The following is a 20,385-nucleotide window of genomic DNA, read 5'->3' on the forward strand; positions in this document are numbered from 1 at the left end:
CTGTAGCGCCTGTTCCCAGATTTTGGCAGGGGATGGCATGTGACACCGCCTTTTATTTAAGGAAGAAGAGCCCCATCATGGCACAATAGGGATTACGGCTGTAGTATTAGGTAAAACTTTTAGTAGATTTTTTTAAAACTTTTGTATTGATTGTCCGTTAGATAAACAAGGCCATCACTAGAATAGATCAATTTGGCTTTGCTTCCGTGACCACACTGATAATCCACATTTGCTTCGAACCATGTACGATTAGGCTTTTGCGGCAATTTATTATCACGTCTGTTGTACCGATCACCGCCAATTGCCTTGCCCGGTGCTACCTCACATAAATTTCTTTTCTTGGGATCCCAACCAAGTTGAAAAGCCTTTCCTCTCTGAATGTAAAAGGGCGGCAGTCTGTGACGTTTATTGATGTAGGCCGCAACAGAAGAATATTTCGTCAAACGCTCAATATTCTTAGAAGCTTGATTAGAAGGTTTATCTAAAAAAACTTTACCTTTATCTTGCAAAGGTGGTTTATCTAAAAAAACTTTACCTTTATCTTGCAAAGGTGGCTTATCTAAAGAAACTGTATTTTTATCTTGTACAGACTTATCTAAAAAAACTTTACCTTTATCTTGCAAAGGCGGTTTATCTAAAGAAACTGTATTTTTATCTTGTGGAGATTTATCTGGAGAAACAGCGCCTTGCTTCGTAGTACCTTTGTCATTTGTACCTTTGTCATTTGTACCTTTGCCAGTTGAATTCAATGTACTTATGTTACTTGTATTTACGACACTAGGAACAAAACTTCTTTTGCTAAAGGCGAAATACACTATAGCCAAAACCAATAATACAACCAAAATTGATACTACAAAAACTGATGTGCCTTTTTTCATGATAACCTCAAATATACGATTACATCTATTATTGAGTTTAATAAATCATCAGGCTGTCCCACCCACGGTCAGGTTGTCTAACTTCAAGGTTGGTTGCCCAACCCCAACTGGTACACTTTGTCCCTCTTTACCACAGACACCTACACCTTTGTCGAGAGCCAGATTATTTCCTATCATTGAAATTTGCTGCATGGCTTCAATACCAGAACCAATCAAAGTTGCACCTTTAACTGGTTTGGTAATTTTGCCGTTTTCAATTAAATAGGCCTCACTTGTTGAAAAAACAAATTTACCGGATGTGATATCCACCTGCCCACCACCAAAATTTGATGCATATAGGCCACTATCAACACTAGCGATTATTTCATCCGGTGTAAAGTTCCCTTTCAGCATGTATGTATTAGTCATACGTGGCATTGGCAAATGTGCGTAAGATTCACGACGACCGTTACCCGTCGGAGCCACACCCATCAAGCGGGCATTGAGTTTATCCTGTATGTAACCTTTCAAAATGCCATTTTCAATCAGCACATTGTATTGCCCCGGAACGCCTTCATCATCAATAGCCAGTGAACCACGGCGCCCTTCAATCGTGCCGTCATCAACCACAGTACACAACTCTGAAGCCACTTTTTGCCCAATCTGACCAGAGAAGACAGAAGTACCACGACGGTTGAAGTCTCCTTCCAGACCATGCCCTACCGCTTCATGCAGCAGAACACCCGGCCATCCTGCCCCCAAGACGACTGGCATTGTGCCAGCAGGCGCAGCAATAGCTGACAAATTGAGCAGTGCCATACGAACCGCTTCACGAGCAAACTGCTCGGCCAAAATTTGACCATCTTCAGTACGCAGGAAGTATTCATAACCATAACGGGCACCGCCACCACTGGCACCGCGCTCACGCTTACCATCCTCTTCCACTAATACACTTACAGAAAGACGCACCAATGGGCGGATATCTGCTGCCAATGTACCATCTGTTGCGGCAACCAGCATCTGTTCATACACACCTGTTAAGCTGGCGTTTACTTCCCGAACTCTGGGATCTTCCGCTCGTGCAATTTGATCAACTCGATGCAACAAAGCAATTTTTTCTTCCCGGCTCATGCTCTGCAAAGGATTAATTGCCGGATAAAGCGCCTTATGTGTCACTGCACCTAATGTATGAGAAATCCCATTACCAGCTTCTCGTACGATGCTGCGCGCAGCCTGGGCGCTTTGCTGTAACGCATTTAATGTGATTTGATCTGCGTAAGCAAAACCCGTTTTCTCTCCACTGATCGCGCGAACTCCCACTCCTTGATCAATGTTATAAGAGCCATCTTTGATTATGCGATCTTCCAATACCCATGTTTCATGATAACTGGATTGGAAATAGAGATCGGCATAGTCCAGACGGCGTTCCGACAATTGACTCAGAACAGAAAATAAGTCTTGATGATTCAAATTATTAGCCGTCAGTAAATATTCACTGACATAAGTTAAACTCATATTGATTACTCTTTATCTTGATTTGTATTCTTTTTTAGCAAAGAAGTTAGTTGTGGACGGAAGCGATTGTGTTTCACCACTTTGATCTGCTCACGCATGTGAGTCAAACTATCCTGACGGATATTAAGCTGCAATGCGCTGACTGTCAGAGGGTTTTTCTTAATAATCTCTCCCCAGCCATTCACCGCCATTGTGTGCCCCCATGTTCTGCGCGTACCGTGTACACCAACCTGTGCAGGCGCCAGAATAATACACTGATTTTCAATGGCACGGGCTTTCAATAGAGGCTCCCAATGCGCTTTACCAGTCAGGCGGGTGAAAGCCGCAGGAACAGAAATAATTTCTGCGCCCTGTTCACGCAATGCCTGAAAAAGGCCAGGAAAACGCAGATCATAACAGATAGCCATACCCAAACGACCAACGGGCGTATCAACAACAGTAATATGTTCCCCACGCTGGTAAATAGTGGATTCATTATAAGCACCGTGTTCATCGTTGATATTGACATCAAACATATGGATTTTGTCGTAACGTGCTCTAATTTCTCCTTGATCATCAAACAACAGGCTACTACTTGTGATACGAGTAGGGTCTTCCCGACTGATCATCGGCATAGAACCAATCAGCAGCCAAACACCGTAACGTTGTGCCATTTCGCTCACTGCCTGTTGCAATGGCCCACTTCCCTGTGTTTCTGCATATTCACGATAAGTATCAGCACCAGAGAACAACAGAGCATTTTCTGGTGTCAGAACCAGTTTTACTGTTTCTGGTAATTGCTTAATCTGTTGTTCAATTTGCGCTAAATTATGTTTAACATTTGTACCACTGCATAATTGCAAAAGTGCAACATTGACGTTTCTCATGGCCCTTTATCCTCCTTAAGATGACGTAAAACTTCATCAATTTTAGGCTGTTCGAGGCTGCCGGTTAACCGATAGCGAATTACCGATATCTTACTCCATAGAGGCCTCAGTACTTTTGTCGCGGCAAAAACTGCCGCACCAGCAACAGGGTTGACCGCAAACGCCGTCGCGACGCCTACCGTTGTCGAAATTTCTGGCGTAATCACCAGTTCCATATTGATCCGGCGATGAACTAAATCTGTTTGCCCTGTAGCATTGATATCCGCAGCCAACCCATCGATGAGAAAGTTATCGGTATACATAACACCATTTTTTATGGTTGCATCACCACTAATAAAATCAAAGTTGAAATCATTGCTGAATGTGTCACTGAAATCCAATTGTAATTTACGCAACAACGCATCAAAACTGATAAGCCTTAATAATTGCCCGGCTCTGCCGCCACCCAATTTAGCGATAGCGCCTTCCCCTATTTCTCCAGTCAGCTTCCCATTCAATGTCTTGAGATCTGGCTGCCATGGCACATCTTGCCACTTCAAATCAAAATCAAATTCGAAAGGCGCATTAACAATTGGAACGATAAACCCCAGATAAGCTGCCATATCATCGAATTTATTTCCCGATAAGTTCCCTTTGATATAGCTATGATTTCCGATATTGCTTTCATACCAACGACCCGATAACGTCAGGTTTACAGCACTGTTTTCCATTCGCCCATTGGTCAAAATCAGAGAATTATTTTCTGGTATGATCAATCCAGATATTTTGCCAAGTTTTAGTCCAGCAACCCAGCATTCTGCACATTTGACATCCAGTGCCGGCCAACTACCCAGAGAATAATGAGGCGCAGATGCCTTATCTGACGTTAAACTTTTGTCATCAATCGACGAATCTGCCGCAAACAGGGGATCGTAATAAATATAATTAATTGATGCCTGCATCGGTTTATTCTTTTGAATCAGAAGACTTCCATTAATCTCCTGCCCCTGTGCGCTCACTTTCATTCCGCCGTTTTGTTGAACAACATTGAATGTCAATTGATTCCAACGCTGTCCAACCAGATCCAGTGAAGGCAATGAAATTTCAAAGATGCTTGGCCACAACAAACCACTATCTTTCGATGAATTCCAACGCACAGCTCCAAGCAACGCCAATAATTTGTCGCCGTCTACTACAGGCAAATTTAAGGCAGGCAAATTTAAGGCTAATAACGATTTTTTCGGCAACTCAGGGATCCCATTGCCATCCGTGTGAAAAATTCCCCGCTGCAATCTGGTATGAGTTTTTTCCAACATCCACTGAGTATTGAACGCATATCGTTTGCCGATTAATCCTTTTATCTGGAGCTGGTTCATATTGCCTTCGGCATGGACATTGAGCTTATTCCATTCTTTCAGGGATTTTGTGTCCAAGGCTGGTAATTTACTGTTCAAATGTGACAAATCTGCACTAACTGCGACACGATATTTCACATCATTCTTTTCATTTTTTGCATTCTTTTCAGGCGAATCACCAGAAGGTATCGTAATATTCACATCCCCCAGCCAATTCAGCGTTCCGGATAGCTTGTTCCGAATTCCCGCAGGAAGCTGCGTTAATGTCTTCGCCTCCCAGTGTGAATCCAATTTCACATTAACCTGATAATGCTTTGGTAAATCTTGGGTAGCAAATCTCAGAGACAAGGGATTTCCCAGCCAGTTAGCCGATAATGCCTCACTTTTTAAGTTGCCATTGTCAAAGCGAAATTTTCCATTGAGATGCTCCACCTTACTATCCAGTGGCTTGATGAACAGATCCACATCTTTCAGCACCACTTCTCCACTTGCAGCAACTTCGCCATGATCCAAGGGAATGTCCATATGGAGATTTCCATCCACCCTGCCATCAAGCTGCAAACTCTCTAGCGCAGCGCCAATCGAGTCCGCCATCGGACTTTGGTTGAAATAATCATGGATATTCTTTCCATTTCCAGATAATTCAGCATCAATAAACAGCTTATGCTTGCCATAGTCTGGAATTACTGCCGAAACTTGAGTGGCTTCGACTTTTCCCAAGCTCGTTCGCGGTGCCTGCATCCACAAACCGTTATTCTGAAAATTCAGATCGATATTCAAATCAAACAGAGCCGGCCAATCGGGTTGGTATTGAAAGGTCGCATGGCGCAAGGGGACAAATACCTGAAATTGGCCATTGTTCTGTTTAAATGGGAAATCATGAGGATCACCACGAAAAACCAAAGTGGCATTATCAACCTTTCCCTTAATCAAGGAGGAGGTCAAATAGTTTGTCAGAGACTCCCCCATCAGTGGTTTGGGAAAATAGCGCCATACTTCCCCAAGATCATTAGCTCTAATCCCTGCTAACATTGCCAAAACAGGCTGTTTATTGCGTGGTTCCAAGTAATGAAAATTTCCGTTAAGCCATAACGATTTTGCCTGCAAATCCAGCCCTTGGCTCCATACTTCCATGCCATTTTGATCATTTCTCCAAGAGATCTGACCTTCGCTGCTGGCAATATCAAGTGGAGCCTGAAACATAGAGCCATAATCAATCATGCTGTTTTTCAATGCAAAATTGAGATTTCCCCACTGTTTATTACTATCTAACATGCCACTGAAATGGTTGATTGCAGGCAGTTCTTTCCAGCGTAACCAGCTTACATCCCGCCATTTCATGCGGATTCCCATATCATCAGGAAGCTCTGGTGTGATATCGAGGGCAAAATTGTCAATCATCCCTGTCGGCTGACGATGTTGCCAATCCTTAACGGTATCCGGTGTCATAAAGGAGAGTATCGGCAATATCCCGTTCAAGTATTCAAGCCGGATATTTTCAGCACGGATACGCCAATGATCTTTACCCTGATATTTGTATGCCTGTTTAACATACAGCGTCGAAATCTTTCCCTCAGGCCATTGATGCTCATTAGTTTTCAGGCTTGCCAGATTCGGGATATCAAACAACCATCCTTCACCCTGACGGCGCATTTGCAAGAGGAACTCATTAACTGCAAGCTGATGCTTTTCATTTCCGACGTGCCAGTTTGCCCTACCCTTCCTGAGCTGCAAAAGTCCATTATCAATTCGCCCGTCCTTCAAAGTAATCCAACTGGCTAAACTGAAATGGGCATTATCCAATCCTGTACTATCCCTAAACCAACGACTTAACCACAGCCGCATATCGATATCATCGGCCTGCAAATAAACAGTGCCACTATCCACAGCCCCATTGATATCTTGCAGGTCAAAGCTCACCTGAACAACACCTTCTTGCCCATTAATCGAAGAGAGGTTTACACTGCCCTGTGCCTGATGACGGTTATCTTTATTCAGCCATGCCAGTTGCGGTAATAGCAGCTCAACTTTTTCACCAGATGGCGCTAAAAAGGTTAAGCGACTGTCATACAGGTCAAAATGATTGAATTGCTCAAGAAACAAGGTAGATAGTCTATCTGACTTAGAAAGCCTATTTTCACCACCTTGTCCAAACAGAGTCTTATCATAATTAACCTGAAGCTGGTAAAAAGACAGCTCACGAAAATACCAGCGCCGTTGTAAAAGTGAACGCCATACATCCAAAGAAAGTATGACTTTTTTGGCATGAATATCGACATTTTCCGCTTTTGCACTGATATCACGGATTTCCAGACTGGGGCCGAAGGGTTCCCAACGACCCTTGATATAACCAATATTGACAGGAACATTCGTCACGTCAGCAATTTTTTCTACTAATTGCTGACGATATTCATTGATATGTGGCAGGAAGAAACGCAACCCGCTGACAAGCAAAGCCACAATGATAATGACTATTGCGGCTGTCGCTAATAATATCCCCGGCAGTCGCCTCACGCATTTCTCCTTGGTTGTCAGCGCTATTTCTCTGCAAACCAGTCTGCTATAAACTAGACCTGACAAAAACCAGATCTTACAAGCCAGCCTTTGCAGATTCGACCTTATAAACTAATTGTCTTACATCATAATAACGTCAAATTTTTCCTGACTGTAAAGCGGTTCTGTCTGCACTTTGACCTGCTTGCCCACAAAAATTTCCACCTCAGCCAATGCGTGGGACTCATCCCCTTTCAGGGCTTCACTAACGGCTGGAGAGGCATAAACCAGAAAACGATCAGCATCTATTGCTCGATTGACCCGTACAATTTCGCGCAGGATTTCATAACATACGGTTTCGATGGATTTTACCGTGCCACGTCCCTGACAAGTTGGACAATTATCACACAAGATATGTTCAATGCTTTCTCGTGTACGCTTGCGCGTCATCTCAACCAAACCTAATTGTGAAAAACCATTGATCGTTGTTTTCACTCTATCTTTACTTAATGCCAGCTCTAAGGAAGCCAATACACGGCGGCGGTGTTCTTCATTACCCATGTCAATAAAATCAATGATAATAATACCGCCCAAATTACGGAGCCTTAATTGTCTGGCGATTGCCTGTGTTGCTTCGATATTGGTATTAAAGATAGTTTCATCCAAATTGCGATGCCCAACAAAAGCACCGGTATTAATATCAATTGTCGTCATGGCTTCCGTCTGATCAATTATCAGATAGCCACCTGACTTTAATTCCACTTTACGTTCCAGCGAGCGCTGAATTTCATTTTCCACGCCATACAGATCGAATATCGGCTGATTGCCCTGATAATGTTCCAGTTTTGCGTTCATCTCAGGAATATATTCATCAATAAATTCCTGTAATTGGGTAAATGTTTGGCGGGAATCGACTCGAATGCGATCAAGGGCAGCACCAACAAAATCACGCAAAACACGCTGAGCCAATGCCAATTCGCCATATACCTTATTTTTGGTGATATTACGTTTCTTACGTTCAATCACCTTACTCCACAGACGCTTCAAAAATGCTGCATCTTGTGCAAGTTCTTCTGTTCCCACACCTTCAGCGGCAGTGCGGATAATAAAACCTCCATGCTCATCACAATAATCTATGACGATACTTTTCAGGCGCTCACGTTCTTCTTCACTCTCTATACGCTGTGAAACACCGACATGCGATGCTCCCGGCATAAACACCAAATAACGTGAAGGTAAGGTAATATCTGTCGTTAAGCGGGCACCTTTTGTCCCCAGGGGATCTTTCACTACCTGAACAATTAAATCCTGTCCTTGATGGACTAATTCGGCAATGTCCCTGACATGGAAATTTTTCCGTTCTTCACCTGCAATACATTCAGTATGGGGCATAATATCCGAAGCGTGCAAAAAAGCGGCTTTCTCCAGCCCAATATCCACAAAAGCCGCCTGCATTCCGGGCAGGACCCGGCTCACGCGCCCTTTGTAAATGTTTCCGACAATGCCTCTTCTGGCTTCCCGCTCAATATGAATTTCTTGTAAGATACCGCCATCAATATAAGCAACCCGCGTTTCGGATGGTGTTACATTGACTAATAACTCTGCTGTCATGAATAGTCCTTCCCATCAGCTAACGCTAAAAATCGTGTGATTAATTCATACGTTTCCACCAGTGGCAAGCCGACAACAGCATGGTAACTGCCATTAATTTTTCTGACAAAACAACCGCCTTTACCTTGAATGCCATAAGCACCGGCTTTATCCATTGGTTCTCCAGTTGCAATATATTCCTGTATTTCCTGTTGGGATAACTGGCGGAATATCACATCTGTAATGACTATCTCACTCAAGATATGTTGATTGTTCGATAAAGCAACAGCTGTCATCACTTGATGGCACTGGCCTGACAAAGCACTGAGCACTTCCGCAGCATGTTGTTGATTTCGCGGTTTTTCCAGAATATGGTTATTCAATACAACAATGGTATCAGCCCCCAGAACGGGGTAATCATGTGGCGCAATTGCTACGCCAGCCTGTGATTTCTCTCTGGCCAATCGAGTAACATATTGCTGTGGAGACTCCCCTTCACGCCATTTTTCTTCGACCTGAGGTGCCAGGATTTCAAAGTTAAAATCCAATAATCCTACCAGCTCACGTCGTCTTGGTGAGCCAGAAGCTAAATAAATGGTTTTCATCGTGAATTATCCTTAGGAATCTATTTCATCAGCTTTTTTATTTATTATGTACCTTCACCTTTCAAGTTGCTGCTTTTTATTAGCCGTTTATTAACAGCGCTGTAACTCGAAATCTATCAGATACAGGATCTGGTAATTTGGATTTATTAAATACAACAATTCGTCTTTAACGAACGGAAAATTGACGACGGATTTTCCGCATTAATAAGAATAGCCAAGGCCAGAGAATACCATTGACCAACCCATTCCAGAACACTTCCGGGTGAAAGATAATCTCTGGATAAAGGACACTCTTTGGAAACGAAACATGAGCCAGAAAAACACAGAGGTTCATCAAGGTTGAAAGCCCGACCACAACCAGAGCTTGCTGCCAAAGCGCCATATTGCGGATAAGCTGAAATTTGAAAGCCACCAGAAAACTGATAATGCTAAATGCCAGAGCGTTCGCTCCCAGAATACTTCCGTGCAACAAGTCAGTAATAATTCCCAATACAAAACCAGTCCCCACGCTGACGCGATGAGGAAGTGCAAGCAACCAGTAAACTAAACACAACAGCAATAAGGTAGGCCGAAACATAAAAAACTGCTCCGGCCACGGCATAATCTGTAGCACCATTGCAATCAGGAAAGATAACCAAATGACCCATCCTCCCCGGCGATGATATTGACTCATTGACGATTTCCTGTAGCTGATGATGACGGTTTAGGTGTTGGTTTCGCTACTGATTTTGTTGTAGACGATGTTTGCGCATGGCTGGTTTGCGCCTGACTGCCATCTTTTGCTTCATCAGACTTTGTTGCCAGTAACTGCTGAGTCTCATTTGATGGATTTGGCGAAACCTTTGGTAACAGCGGAATTAAACGTTCATTGGCAGCTTCAGATACTTTTTCAGGTGGCAATGGTTTAGATGGATTGTTATTAACACCCCACAATAACAATAAATAGCGCAAACGCCGCAATTCAGCGGATGGACGGGCACGAACCACCGCATGGGCTCGCTGATTATCAATTTTGACAGAAGAAACTACAGCTACAGGATAACCTTCCGGAAAACGCCCTCCCAGCCCCGACGTCACGAGTACATCACCAACGCGAATGTCAACATCACTTGGCAAAGGCTCTAGCAGGAGATCGTCTGTACACCCTGTGCCACCAGCGATAACACGAACATCATTACGTAACACCTGTACAGGAAGTGCATGCGATGGATCGCAAATCAACAATATCCGGCTGCTCAACTGGTTCACGGCAGTGACTTGCCCCACCACACCCCGATCACTGATAACAGGCTGCCCTTCATACACACCATCTTTAGCCCCTTTATCAAGGACAATTTGGGCGCGATAAGGATCCATACTCCCCGAAATTACCTGCGATACCATCATGTGCTCCTTATGAAGCAGAGGTGAAACCAGTAATTCCCGTAAACGAGAGTTTTCTTGTTGCAGTTGCCCCAACAGCAGCAATTTACTGTCTTGTATAAGCAATTTATTACGCAGGTCTTTATTTTCCAGCTCAAGTTTACTGCGCTTAGACAGGGATTCTGACAAGCTGTCCAGCAACTGGCGCGGGCCGCTGGCAAGAAAATAAAAAGGACTCACAGCCGTATCCATGTAGCTACGGACTTTATTAAAAACACCAAGGCGACTGTCTACCACAATCAAAATAATGGCAATAACGATAGCAAAAAAGAGTCGTAATTGCAGAGAAGGTCCCCTGCTGAAAATTGGCTTCATAAATGGCGTATTGTCGAGCTGTATTGTCTCATTAATGATAAACCCCTGAACAATCAGCAAGGAGGCTCCGATAAAACATATTCACCTCCCAGCTCGCAGAGTTACTTTCAATCTTCGCTAAACAGATCGCCACCATGCATGTCGATCATTTCCAACGCCTTGCCACCACCACGGGCAACACAAGTCAATGGATCTTCAGCAACAATGACAGGAATGCCAGTTTCTTCCATCAGCAAACGATCAAGATTACGCAGCAATGCACCACCGCCAGTCAGCACCATGCCCCGTTCAGAAATATCGGAGGCCAATTCTGGTGGGCACTGTTCCAGCGCGACCATGACAGCACTCACAATACCCGTTAATGGTTCTTGCAGAGCTTCAAGAATTTCATTGGAATTCAGAGTAAAACTGCGAGGTACACCTTCCGCAAGGTTACGGCCACGCACTTCAATTTCACGCACTTCATCCGTTGGATAGGCAGAACCAATTTCATGCTTGATGCGCTCTGCCGTTGCTTCCCCAATCAGGGAGCCATAATTGCGACGAACATAATTGATGACGGCTTCATCAAAACGGTCACCACCAATACGTACAGAAGAAGAATAAACAACACCGTTGAGGGAGATAACGGCAACTTCAGTGGTTCCTCCACCAATATCTACCACCATTGAACCAGTGGCTTCGGAAACGGGTAAACCAGCACCGATGGCAGCCGCCATTGGCTCTTCAATCAAAAATACTTCCCGGGCTCCTGCACTTTGGGCAGATTCACGAATGGCACGACGCTCAACCTGAGTCGCACCAACAGGGACACAAACCAACACGCGCGGACTTGGACGCATGAAACTGTTATTGTGAACCTGTTTGATAAAATGTTGCAGCATCTTTTCAGTGACATAAAAATCAGCAATAACCCCATCCTTCATAGGGCGGATAGCTGCGATATTACCCGGAGTACGTCCCAGCATTTGTTTTGCTTCCAGCCCTACTGCTGCAACGCTTTTTGGTGAACCAGCCCTGTCTTGGCGAATAGCAACGACAGAGGGCTGATCCAATACTATTCCTTGACCTTTGACATAAATAAGGGTATTGGCAGTACCCAAATCAATGGACAAATCGTTGGAAAACATGCCACGAAATTTCTTTAACATAACGAAAGGATAATCCTGCAAGCTGGGGACGGAGATTGTCCGTCTACTCTACCAACCACATGAAGCAGCGACAAGGCGCATAATTAACTACTTTTACTACTTCAATAAAAGTGGCTACGTTATTCACATTAGAAACACGATATTCTACGTTACTTTTCTCTAACGGAGCAGAAAAAAACTGCATAAAAATGGGCTAATTTCACCAATAACCTCATCGCAGCATCCCAAAAACACCTAATACATCAAAAAACCAACATTATAGTGCATATTGAGATACGGCTACCCCGCTTTTCAAGATTCTATATTGCCTTATCGCCATTTCAGCAAGTTCGACTAATATTCACATTTTCTCAAAAACTTTCTTCTCTCATGAACCCGTGGCAAATGGCATCATGCCGATAACTTCAAGATATCCGCAATTTTTATGGTTATGCAATATCCGCGAATACGTTCTGAAAAGTAATAACTTAAAAAGGAAGATCCCAAAGTGAAATAGTTTATTAATTATAAAAGCAATAGATGAATTTGGTGAGATTAGGGAGAATATTTGAAAAAATATTGCCAGTTTCAAAGGCAATCAACAAAAATAAGGATTATTCTGCGCCTATTAGCGGAATCACTCTCCGTATTGTTATCCTATATATTATTATCTTTTTACAGTGCCATCCTGAACAAAAATAAGTAACCACAGTTTTACCACTCTCTATCACAATATTGTTGCTTGCCCGTTTCAGTACATCAGATTTTATCTATATTGTGGTAACACTAATCATTGTAGTAATACTCGTCATTGTGGTAATACCCCCCGCGGTAATAGCCAAAATTACAGTGAAATGAAACAGGTGACGATGCCAGATATACCCAATCAAGAGAGAATGATCATGAAAGCCTTATTGCTGGAACAACACGAAACATTATCAGCATCGATTCAAGATATTGATGCATCTCAATTACCATCAGGTAATGTGGTCGTTGATATCCATTGGTCAACACTCAATTACAAAGATGCCCTTGCCATTACCGGCAAGGGGAAGATTATCCGCCAATTTCCGATGGTGCCGGGAATCGATTTTTCTGGTGTTGTCCATCATTCCGAGGATCCCCGCTTTCACATAGGGCAACATGTTTTGCTGACTGGCTGGGGCGTGGGGGAAACTCACTGGGGTGGGCTGGCAGAACAAGCAAGAATATCTGGTGAATGGTTGACACCATTGCCGTACGAATTAAGTCCCCGGCAAGCAATGATCATCGGTACGGCTGGTTTTACTGCCATGTTATGTGTCATGGCGTTAGAACAAGGAAGCGTGACACCTGAAAGTGGAGAGATTGCCGTAACAGGTGCCAGTGGTGGTGTTGGCAGTACAGCAATAACCTTGCTGTCACAACTGGGCTATTCCGTCACCGCGATTAGCAGCAAATCCGACAGCCGAGGTTATCTGCTCTCACTGGGTGCGAAAGAGGTTTTGCCCGCCAGTGACTTCAACCAACCATCACGTCCGTTGGAAAAACAACGTTGGGCTGGTGTGATAGATACCGTTGGTGGCACGGTATTGGCTACCTTGCTGGCTCAAGTGAGTTACAACGGTACAGTAGCCGCCTGTGGTATGGCGGGTGACATCCGACTGCCCACAAGCGTGATGCCGTTTATCCTGCGTAATATCCGCTTGCAGGGAGTGGAGTCTGTGACTGTTCCGGCCTCTAAACGTCCTGCCATTTGGCAGCGGTTGCAAAAGCTGCTGCCCGATTCCTTTTATCAGCAAGCAGCCAATGAAATTACATTAGAGCAAGTGATCGAACATGCCAATAAATTGATAAACAATCAAATTACTGGCAGAACAATTGTCAAGATACGCTGATAAGACCAGTATTTAGCTGCTAAATGCCACGATATGTTTATAATGTCGGGCTTTATCGTCAAATTTACAATTCTAGCTATCAGAAAGAGATGACAAACCGTTGACATCGAGTTATCTTGATCGATTGTTGACAGATTGCCGGAGATACCCGCACAATGGCAGACAAGTTTCACATTTTACTCTTGAATGGCCCCAACCTTAATCTGTTGGGAAAACGAGAGCCAGAGACCTACGGCAAGTTAACGCTTGGTGACATCGTTAACAAACTGTCACAAGAAGCTCACCCATTAGAAACTAAGTTATCCCATTTGCAATCCAACGCAGAATCTGAACTGATTGAGACAATTCATTCAGCGCGGGGTAATACGGATTTTATTTTGATTAACCCTGCGGCATACACGCATACCAGCGTGGCATTGCGCGATGCACTTCTGGCGGTAGATATCCCATTCATTGAGATTCACCTTTCCAACGTGCATGCCCGTGAACCATTCCGTCATCACTCATATCTTTCCGATATTGCAGTAGGCGTCATCTGCGGATTGGGGGCGGATGGTTATAGCTTCGCATTACAGGCAGCGGTCAACCGCTTGTCTCAACATCCAACTAAATAGACTAAAAAGTACGGAACCACACTCATGGATATTCGTAAGATTAAAAAACTGATCGAGCTGGTTGAAGAATCTGGCATTTCTGAACTGGAAATTTCTGAAGGCGAAGAATCAGTACGTATCAGCCGCACTACAGTAGCTCCGGCAATGCCTGTAACCCAACAATATATTTCTGCACCTGCTCAGCAACCTGCATTTGTACAGCAGTCGGCTGCACCTGCTGCCGCTGACAAACCAGCGGAAATCAGCGGTCACATCGTTCGCTCCCCAATGGTTGGTACGTTCTACCGCTCACCAAGCCCAGATGCGAAAGCTTTCATCGAAGTCGGTCAGCATGTAAATCAGGGCGAAACCCTGTGCATCGTTGAAGCCATGAAAATGATGAACCAGATCGAAGCTGATAAAACTGGCGTAGTGAAAGCAATTCTGGTTCAGGATGGTCAACCTGTTGAATTCGACGAGCCACTGGTCATCATCGAATAACGAGGCGTCCCCATGCTTGAAAAAATTGTCATTGCTAACCGCGGTGAAATTGCACTGCGTATCCTGAGAGCCTGTAAGGAGCTTGGGATCAAAACGGTTGCTGTGCACTCTGCGGCAGACCGTGATTTGAAGCACGTCCTGCTGGCGGATGAAACCGTCTGCATCGGCCCTGCGGCCTCAGCAAAAAGCTACCTGAATATTCCAGCCATTATCTCTGCGGCCGAAATTACCTGTGCGCAGGCGATCCATCCGGGTTATGGCTTTTTGTCTGAAAACGCTGACTTTGCCGAGCAGGTCGAGCGTTCCGGCTTTATTTTCATTGGCCCGAAAGCGGACACCATCCGTTTGATGGGGGATAAAGTTTCCGCTATCAGCGCGATGAAAAAAGCAGGCGTACCTTGTGTTCCCGGCTCTGATGGCCCATTGGGTGACGATGCTGAGAAAAACAGAACGGTTGCAAACCGCATCGGCTATCCGGTGATTATCAAGGCATCAGGCGGCGGCGGCGGTCGTGGCATGCGCGTTGTACGCAGCGATAAAGATCTGGAACAATCCATCGCCATGACCCGCGCAGAAGCCAAAGCAGCCTTCAACAACGACATGGTGTACATGGAAAAATTCCTTGAAAATCCACGTCACGTTGAAATTCAGGTTCTGGCTGATGGTCAGGGCAACGCGCTCTATCTGGCTGAACGTGACTGTTCTATGCAACGCCGTCACCAGAAAGTGGTGGAAGAAGCACCAGCACCGGGCATTTCACCAGAACTGCGCCGCAGCATCGGTGAACGTTGTTCCACTGCCTGTATCGAAATCGGCTATCGCGGAGCGGGTACTTTTGAATTCCTATACGAAAACGATGAATTCTACTTTATCGAGATGAATACCCGTATTCAGGTTGAGCATCCAGTGACAGAAATGATCACTGGCGTTGACCTGATCAAAGAGCAGCTGCGAATCGCAGCGGGTATGCCGCTGTCCATCAAACAGGAAGATGTCGAAATCAAAGGTCATGCGATCGAATGCCGTATCAATGCGGAAGATTCGAAAACCTTCCTGCCAAGTCCGGGCAAGATCACCCATTTCCACTCACCGGGTGGGTTTGGTGTGCGTTGGGAATCCCATATCTATGCGGGATATACCGTGCCACCTTACTATGATTCCATGATTGGTAAGTTAATCACTTACGGCGAAACCCGTGAAGTGGCAATTGCGCGTATGAAGAATGCGCTGGCCGAGTTGATCATTGATGGCATCAAGACCAACATCGATCTGCAACTGGCGATCATGAATGACGAGCACTTCCAGAAAGGCGGAACCAATATCCACTATCTGGAGAAAAAACTGGGCTTGCAGGAGAAGTAAGGTTTCTTTAGTTCTTGTTCAACATTTGTTTGAGCTAGTACAGCTAAACAATGAAATCCCATCTGAAGATGGGATTTCAGACTCTACAAAATCCACTTTTGACTCCACATGCAAGTGAATACTTTACGTTATTCTATTCTTTACAGAGGGAAGAGTATTCATCTACCGATGTTTGGTGGCGATCTTTCCTTCCATTATGCAAATCGACACCAAACCATCTGTCTGCAACACCACTTACGGGTTCATTAGACCATACGGTGAAACGCTGATTGACCGGCCAGCCATACTCATTGTATAGCGGCAATTTACTTAGCTCTTGAAGTTCACTTACTGTCGGCAATTTATTATTACAACGTTGTTGTGCTTGACTTACCAGTGTGGCAGCCCAAGCTTCGTGATTACCCCACCCATAATTTGTTGCACCTGACCATTCTTTATGTAATAAAGGCCTATGGTAATTTATCCCATTAAGATGGACTACATCTTTCATATGTCCCCAATAGTCCGCAACAGGTACATCAGGGCTAGTAATCACCGTAAAGATAACATCAATTTTCTTCTCTATAGGCCCTGTGACACCCTCTACAACAACCTTTAACGTTGTTCTTGCTCCTATTCCATTTGGATCAGAGATCGTCTTAACCAGCTCACCAGTCTGGTCTGTATAATCAATATAATCTCCCTCCTTACCATCCAGCATTGTTTTGAAATCTCCCGGGAATAATGACCAATTTCGTCGATCAAAACCACTCATCTTAATCGCCAAAGGCACCCAAGCCACAGGCTTACCAGACTTTGTAATTTTAATCGTCAGTTTAATAGAGTCGCCCCCAGAATTTGGAAAATTATTTTCTCTCGCCTTAAGCTTAACGACAGGTTTCCCATATACGATTGCTGTATCCTTACCCTGTGCATCCAACTTAACTTCAAGAGCATCAGCAACATTTGCCACTCTTCCTCCGCCGATTTTACTCTTTATATGATTGCCCTTATTTTGCGGATCGTTGGTCGTGAGCGTTAAAATATCTTTTGCACGGGCATCCAGCCCATTTCTTGCCAATATTGAAAATTCAAGCACTTTGCCTGCATGCTCTTCCACAATAGGATAGCCCTGTGGTTTGCCATTATTTACAACACCTTTTAACACCCCTTCATTATTGTTCTGCAAACTAGAATCTGCCTTGCTGCCTCCTGAATTAGCTAAATCTTTCACGGCTGCTATTGTTTGCCCTTGCTCACCCCAAGCGTAAAAAGAGTTATCTTCCTTATTGCCACCATTATTTTCATATTTATAATCAACTTGCAGTGTTCTGCCAACCACCAAAAACATATCTGGATTATCTACTTTCAATTCCAGATCTTTGATAGTTGGCACTGGCGAATTAAATGTCATCTTAGCAGCGATTTTGGTGAGCAGCTTGCTATCAACCTGTGGTGTCACCGTCCAGTCACCGGTTTTCGTACCGGCGATCACGGTGGCGGTATACGTTCCGCTGCCCGCCAGCGTTTCCTGAATCGCCCCTATCTTCGGATCATCCCCGTTGCCGGGCAGGGCAATGCCCATCAACCGGAGATGCGGCTGCACATTGGCTATCGGCTGGTTCTGGCTGTCCTTCAGCACCAGCGTCAGTGTCGCCTGCTGCTGGTTATCGGCTTCCAGCGTATCGGGGTTTGCGCTGAATGTGGAGTGAGTTTCACTAATGATATCGGTTAATAGATTGCCAAAGATGACATTGATAGTTTTTATCTTCTGCCCATTTATTTTCGATGTAACAGATAATCTGCCTTCGGTCTCTTTTCCTTTAAAATGCCATTCATAATGACCGCTACCTAATGGTATCTCTTCCACTTTCCCTAAAGTCGGTTTCTGACCATTACCATACAGCTCATTCCCATCAAGCTCCAAAGTAAGGTAATCGCCGACTCCCGCGATAATATGCCCATGTTTATCACGCAAATCCAGTTGAAAGAAACCTGATTCATTCGGTTCAATCCGCCCTTCCTTCGATAACTTAAACCGTGACTTGTCCGTGTCCACTATTTCCGCGAATGATGAGTAAAAATCAATCGTAGCAGAAGGTAATTCATGGCCGTCTACTGTTGCTTTGATTCCCCATTGACCCTGTTTAGTACCAGCCGTGGCAACCACTTCATAAACGCCACCCTCTCCTGTCACCTCATTGATTTCTATAGCCAATTCTGGATCTTGGCCTATGCCTTTTAGCCCGCTAAGGTCAGATGTAAATGTAATATGACTCACCGCACCACGGATTGGCTTGCCATCCTTATCGATCAGTTTCAGCCGGAGCACGGTTTGAGTTTTTCCATCCGCCAGCATCGATTGCTTGGCGAGTTCAAAACCGGAGCCTTTCAGGCCGATAGCCAAAGCAATCACTTGTATCTGTGTTTCTGCCCGTTCAGAAACATTGCCCTGATTATCATAAGCGATGCCAGACAGGGTATAGGTGTTGTTACCTTTTGCATGGTACGGTGGCAGCGCCAGCAGATAACGGGTTCCCTCACGAACCGAATAGGCAATCATGTTTTCTGTCGGCGTATCCCGTTTCTCCAACTTAAACTTACCGCCTCCAGCCTCCAAATTCGTCGTGTCCCAGACAATTTCTTTCAGCCCATATTTGGCGATGACATTGACATTCAGCGGGATGACTTCTTCACCGTATCCGCTGAGCTGTTTTTCCATCGTCAGGAGTATTAATTCCTTTTTACGGTATTCCAACACGATTTGATTATTACGCTCGACCAAATCATAACGCCCTCCGTGTAGACCGCGTTTAAAAGCCACTGCATCTGGGTCAATCTGCTTTGACCACGGTGCCCCCAGTTCATAGCTCAAGCCAAAATTAAACAAAGTTTCGCCGTGTCCTTGTGCACTCTGCTTGCGATCAATACCCAACTTCACCAGCGGAATCGGGGTATAATTGGCACCCACGGTAAAAACCGATGGATTTTTCTGGCGGCGTTCTTCACTCAACAAGCCGACTTCATTACCAAAGTACTGTTCATAGATCAGCTTGCCACCCAACTGTGGATAATCGGGCATATAACCTTCCGCACGCAGATCAAAGCCACTGGCCGGACGTTCTTCGTAATCTTTCAGCTTCTTGTCATCTTTCCAGCCACTGGCACGAAAATAACCATTCGCCCCGAATTTCATAAAATCACGGGCGTACTCGGCTCCAATACCGAAGCGGGTATGGTCACGGGTAATATCGTGGTCAAGGAAAGCGTTATAGCCAAACATGCCGGTATCAAGAAAATGGCGTTGCCCCAGACCAAAGTTGGCAGTGGTACGGTGGTCGATACGGCGTAGACCAAACTGGGTAAAGGCCATCTGTTGCTCACTGTCATAGAGCGGCAACAGCATATCAAACTGGCTACCTTCCAAGCGCCCACGTTTATCCATGTTAGCCTGCAATTTGACCGTACCATAACGTCGCAACCAGTTTTGCACTGCTTGATTAGCTTCATTCACGGCTAAACCGTGTAATTGGCTTTTGACACTGTCCACGATATTGCCATTTTTCAGCATCCCCGCTGCGCGCGAAGCTGCCCTTGCCAGCCAGCGTTCGGTATTGTTTTCAGGGAATTCAGTGGCGGAGGATTGTCTCAGATTTTCTGCCAGCAGTTGACCAGCCAGCAGTTGACCAGCCAGCAGTTGACCAGAAAGAGACTTTGGGTCATCAGTTACATTCTTCTTTCCTTGTTGCATAAAAGGCTGGTCAAGAGAGGGAGCTTCCTGTGCAACAGTGGGTATTTGAGCGATCACCAATAAGGGAGTAAAAGCACCCGCAATCGGAAATGCAATCTGGGCAAAAATATTCGCCCAAACCACCAATTTAATCCAATGGCGTTGTTTATCTGTCCACTGTCTACTTTGTTCTTTTAGCATGTTTACCAACCTTTG

The 20,385-nt window shown here is 44.8% G+C and carries 14 protein-coding genes; 4 read left to right on the forward strand and 10 right to left on the reverse strand.

Annotated features, from left to right (window positions below):
* Positions 1-119 precede the first annotated feature (119 nt).
* From PSI23_RS16865 to mreB, 9 genes are all read right to left on the reverse strand, one after another.
* Positions 120-878 (reverse strand): ribonuclease domain-containing protein, encoded by a 759-nt coding sequence (locus PSI23_RS16865; RefSeq protein ID WP_273556180.1) that lies wholly within the window; start codon positions 876-878, stop codon positions 120-122.
* A gap of 48 nt (positions 879-926) precedes the next feature.
* Positions 927-2,372: a metalloprotease TldD gene (gene tldD / locus PSI23_RS16870; RefSeq protein ID WP_273556181.1), complete on the reverse strand. Its 1,446-nt coding sequence runs from the start codon at positions 2,370-2,372 to the stop codon at positions 927-929.
* A 5-nt stretch (positions 2,373-2,377) separates the two neighbouring features.
* Complete coding sequence (gene nit1, locus PSI23_RS16875; RefSeq protein ID WP_273556182.1) at positions 2,378-3,238, reverse strand: deaminated glutathione amidase; 861 nt, start codon at positions 3,236-3,238, stop codon at positions 2,378-2,380.
* Complete coding sequence (yhdP, locus tag PSI23_RS16880; RefSeq protein WP_273556183.1) at positions 3,235-7,086, reverse strand: AsmA2 domain-containing protein YhdP; 3,852 nt, start codon at positions 7,084-7,086, stop codon at positions 3,235-3,237. Before yhdP ends, nit1 begins: the two co-directional genes overlap by 4 nt.
* A gap of 120 nt (positions 7,087-7,206) precedes the next feature.
* On the reverse strand, positions 7,207-8,676 hold the full coding sequence (rng, locus tag PSI23_RS16885) for a ribonuclease G (protein WP_273556184.1): 1,470 nt from the start codon (positions 8,674-8,676) through the stop codon (positions 7,207-7,209).
* A complete protein-coding gene (locus PSI23_RS16890; RefSeq protein ID WP_273556185.1) occupies positions 8,673-9,260 on the reverse strand; it encodes a Maf family protein in 588 nt (195 codons plus the stop codon). The genes rng and PSI23_RS16890 overlap by 4 nt, the downstream gene beginning before the upstream one ends.
* A 166-nt stretch (positions 9,261-9,426) precedes the next feature.
* Positions 9,427-9,933, reverse strand: coding sequence for a rod shape-determining protein MreD (mreD, locus tag PSI23_RS16895; RefSeq protein ID WP_273556186.1), 507 nt, complete (start codon positions 9,931-9,933; stop codon positions 9,427-9,429).
* Positions 9,930-10,997, reverse strand: coding sequence for a rod shape-determining protein MreC (gene mreC / locus PSI23_RS16900; RefSeq protein WP_273556195.1), 1,068 nt, complete (start codon positions 10,995-10,997; stop codon positions 9,930-9,932). Before mreC ends, mreD begins: the two co-directional genes overlap by 4 nt.
* A 107-nt stretch (positions 10,998-11,104) precedes the next feature.
* Positions 11,105-12,148, reverse strand: coding sequence for a rod shape-determining protein MreB (gene mreB, locus PSI23_RS16905; RefSeq protein ID WP_086113213.1), 1,044 nt, complete (start codon positions 12,146-12,148; stop codon positions 11,105-11,107).
* An 881-nt stretch (positions 12,149-13,029) separates the two neighbouring features.
* Here mreB and acuI point away from each other — a divergent pair.
* The 4 genes from acuI (at position 13,030) to accC (ending at position 16,460) form a co-directional block, all read left to right on the forward strand.
* Positions 13,030-14,004: an acrylyl-CoA reductase (NADPH) gene (acuI, locus tag PSI23_RS16910; protein WP_273556196.1), complete on the forward strand. Its 975-nt coding sequence runs from the start codon at positions 13,030-13,032 to the stop codon at positions 14,002-14,004.
* A 155-nt stretch (positions 14,005-14,159) separates the two neighbouring features.
* The gene (gene aroQ / locus PSI23_RS16915; RefSeq protein ID WP_273556187.1) at positions 14,160-14,618 is read left to right on the forward strand and encodes a type II 3-dehydroquinate dehydratase; all 459 of its coding nucleotides are present in this window, start codon (positions 14,160-14,162) and stop codon (positions 14,616-14,618) included.
* A 24-nt stretch (positions 14,619-14,642) separates the two neighbouring features.
* Entirely contained in the window at positions 14,643-15,098 is a 456-nt protein-coding gene (gene accB / locus PSI23_RS16920) for an acetyl-CoA carboxylase biotin carboxyl carrier protein (protein ID WP_273556188.1), read from the forward strand.
* Positions 15,099-15,110: 12 nt separating this feature from the next.
* Positions 15,111-16,460 carry an acetyl-CoA carboxylase biotin carboxylase subunit gene (gene accC / locus PSI23_RS16925; RefSeq protein ID WP_273556189.1) on the forward strand — a complete coding sequence of 450 codons (1,350 nt, stop codon included), beginning with the start codon at positions 15,111-15,113 and terminating at the stop codon, positions 16,458-16,460.
* Between the two features lie 133 nt (positions 16,461-16,593).
* On the opposite strand, the gene PSI23_RS16930 is transcribed toward accC, so the two are convergent.
* Positions 16,594-20,370 carry an inverse autotransporter beta domain-containing protein gene (locus PSI23_RS16930; protein WP_273556190.1) on the reverse strand — a complete coding sequence of 1,259 codons (3,777 nt, stop codon included), beginning with the start codon at positions 20,368-20,370 and terminating at the stop codon, positions 16,594-16,596.
* Between the last annotated feature and the right edge of the window lie 15 nt (positions 20,371-20,385).

Origin of the sequence: Xenorhabdus yunnanensis (assembly GCF_028598805.1) — a bacterium.
In the GTDB taxonomy this organism is placed as follows: Bacteria; Pseudomonadota; Gammaproteobacteria; order Enterobacterales; family Enterobacteriaceae; genus Xenorhabdus; species Xenorhabdus yunnanensis.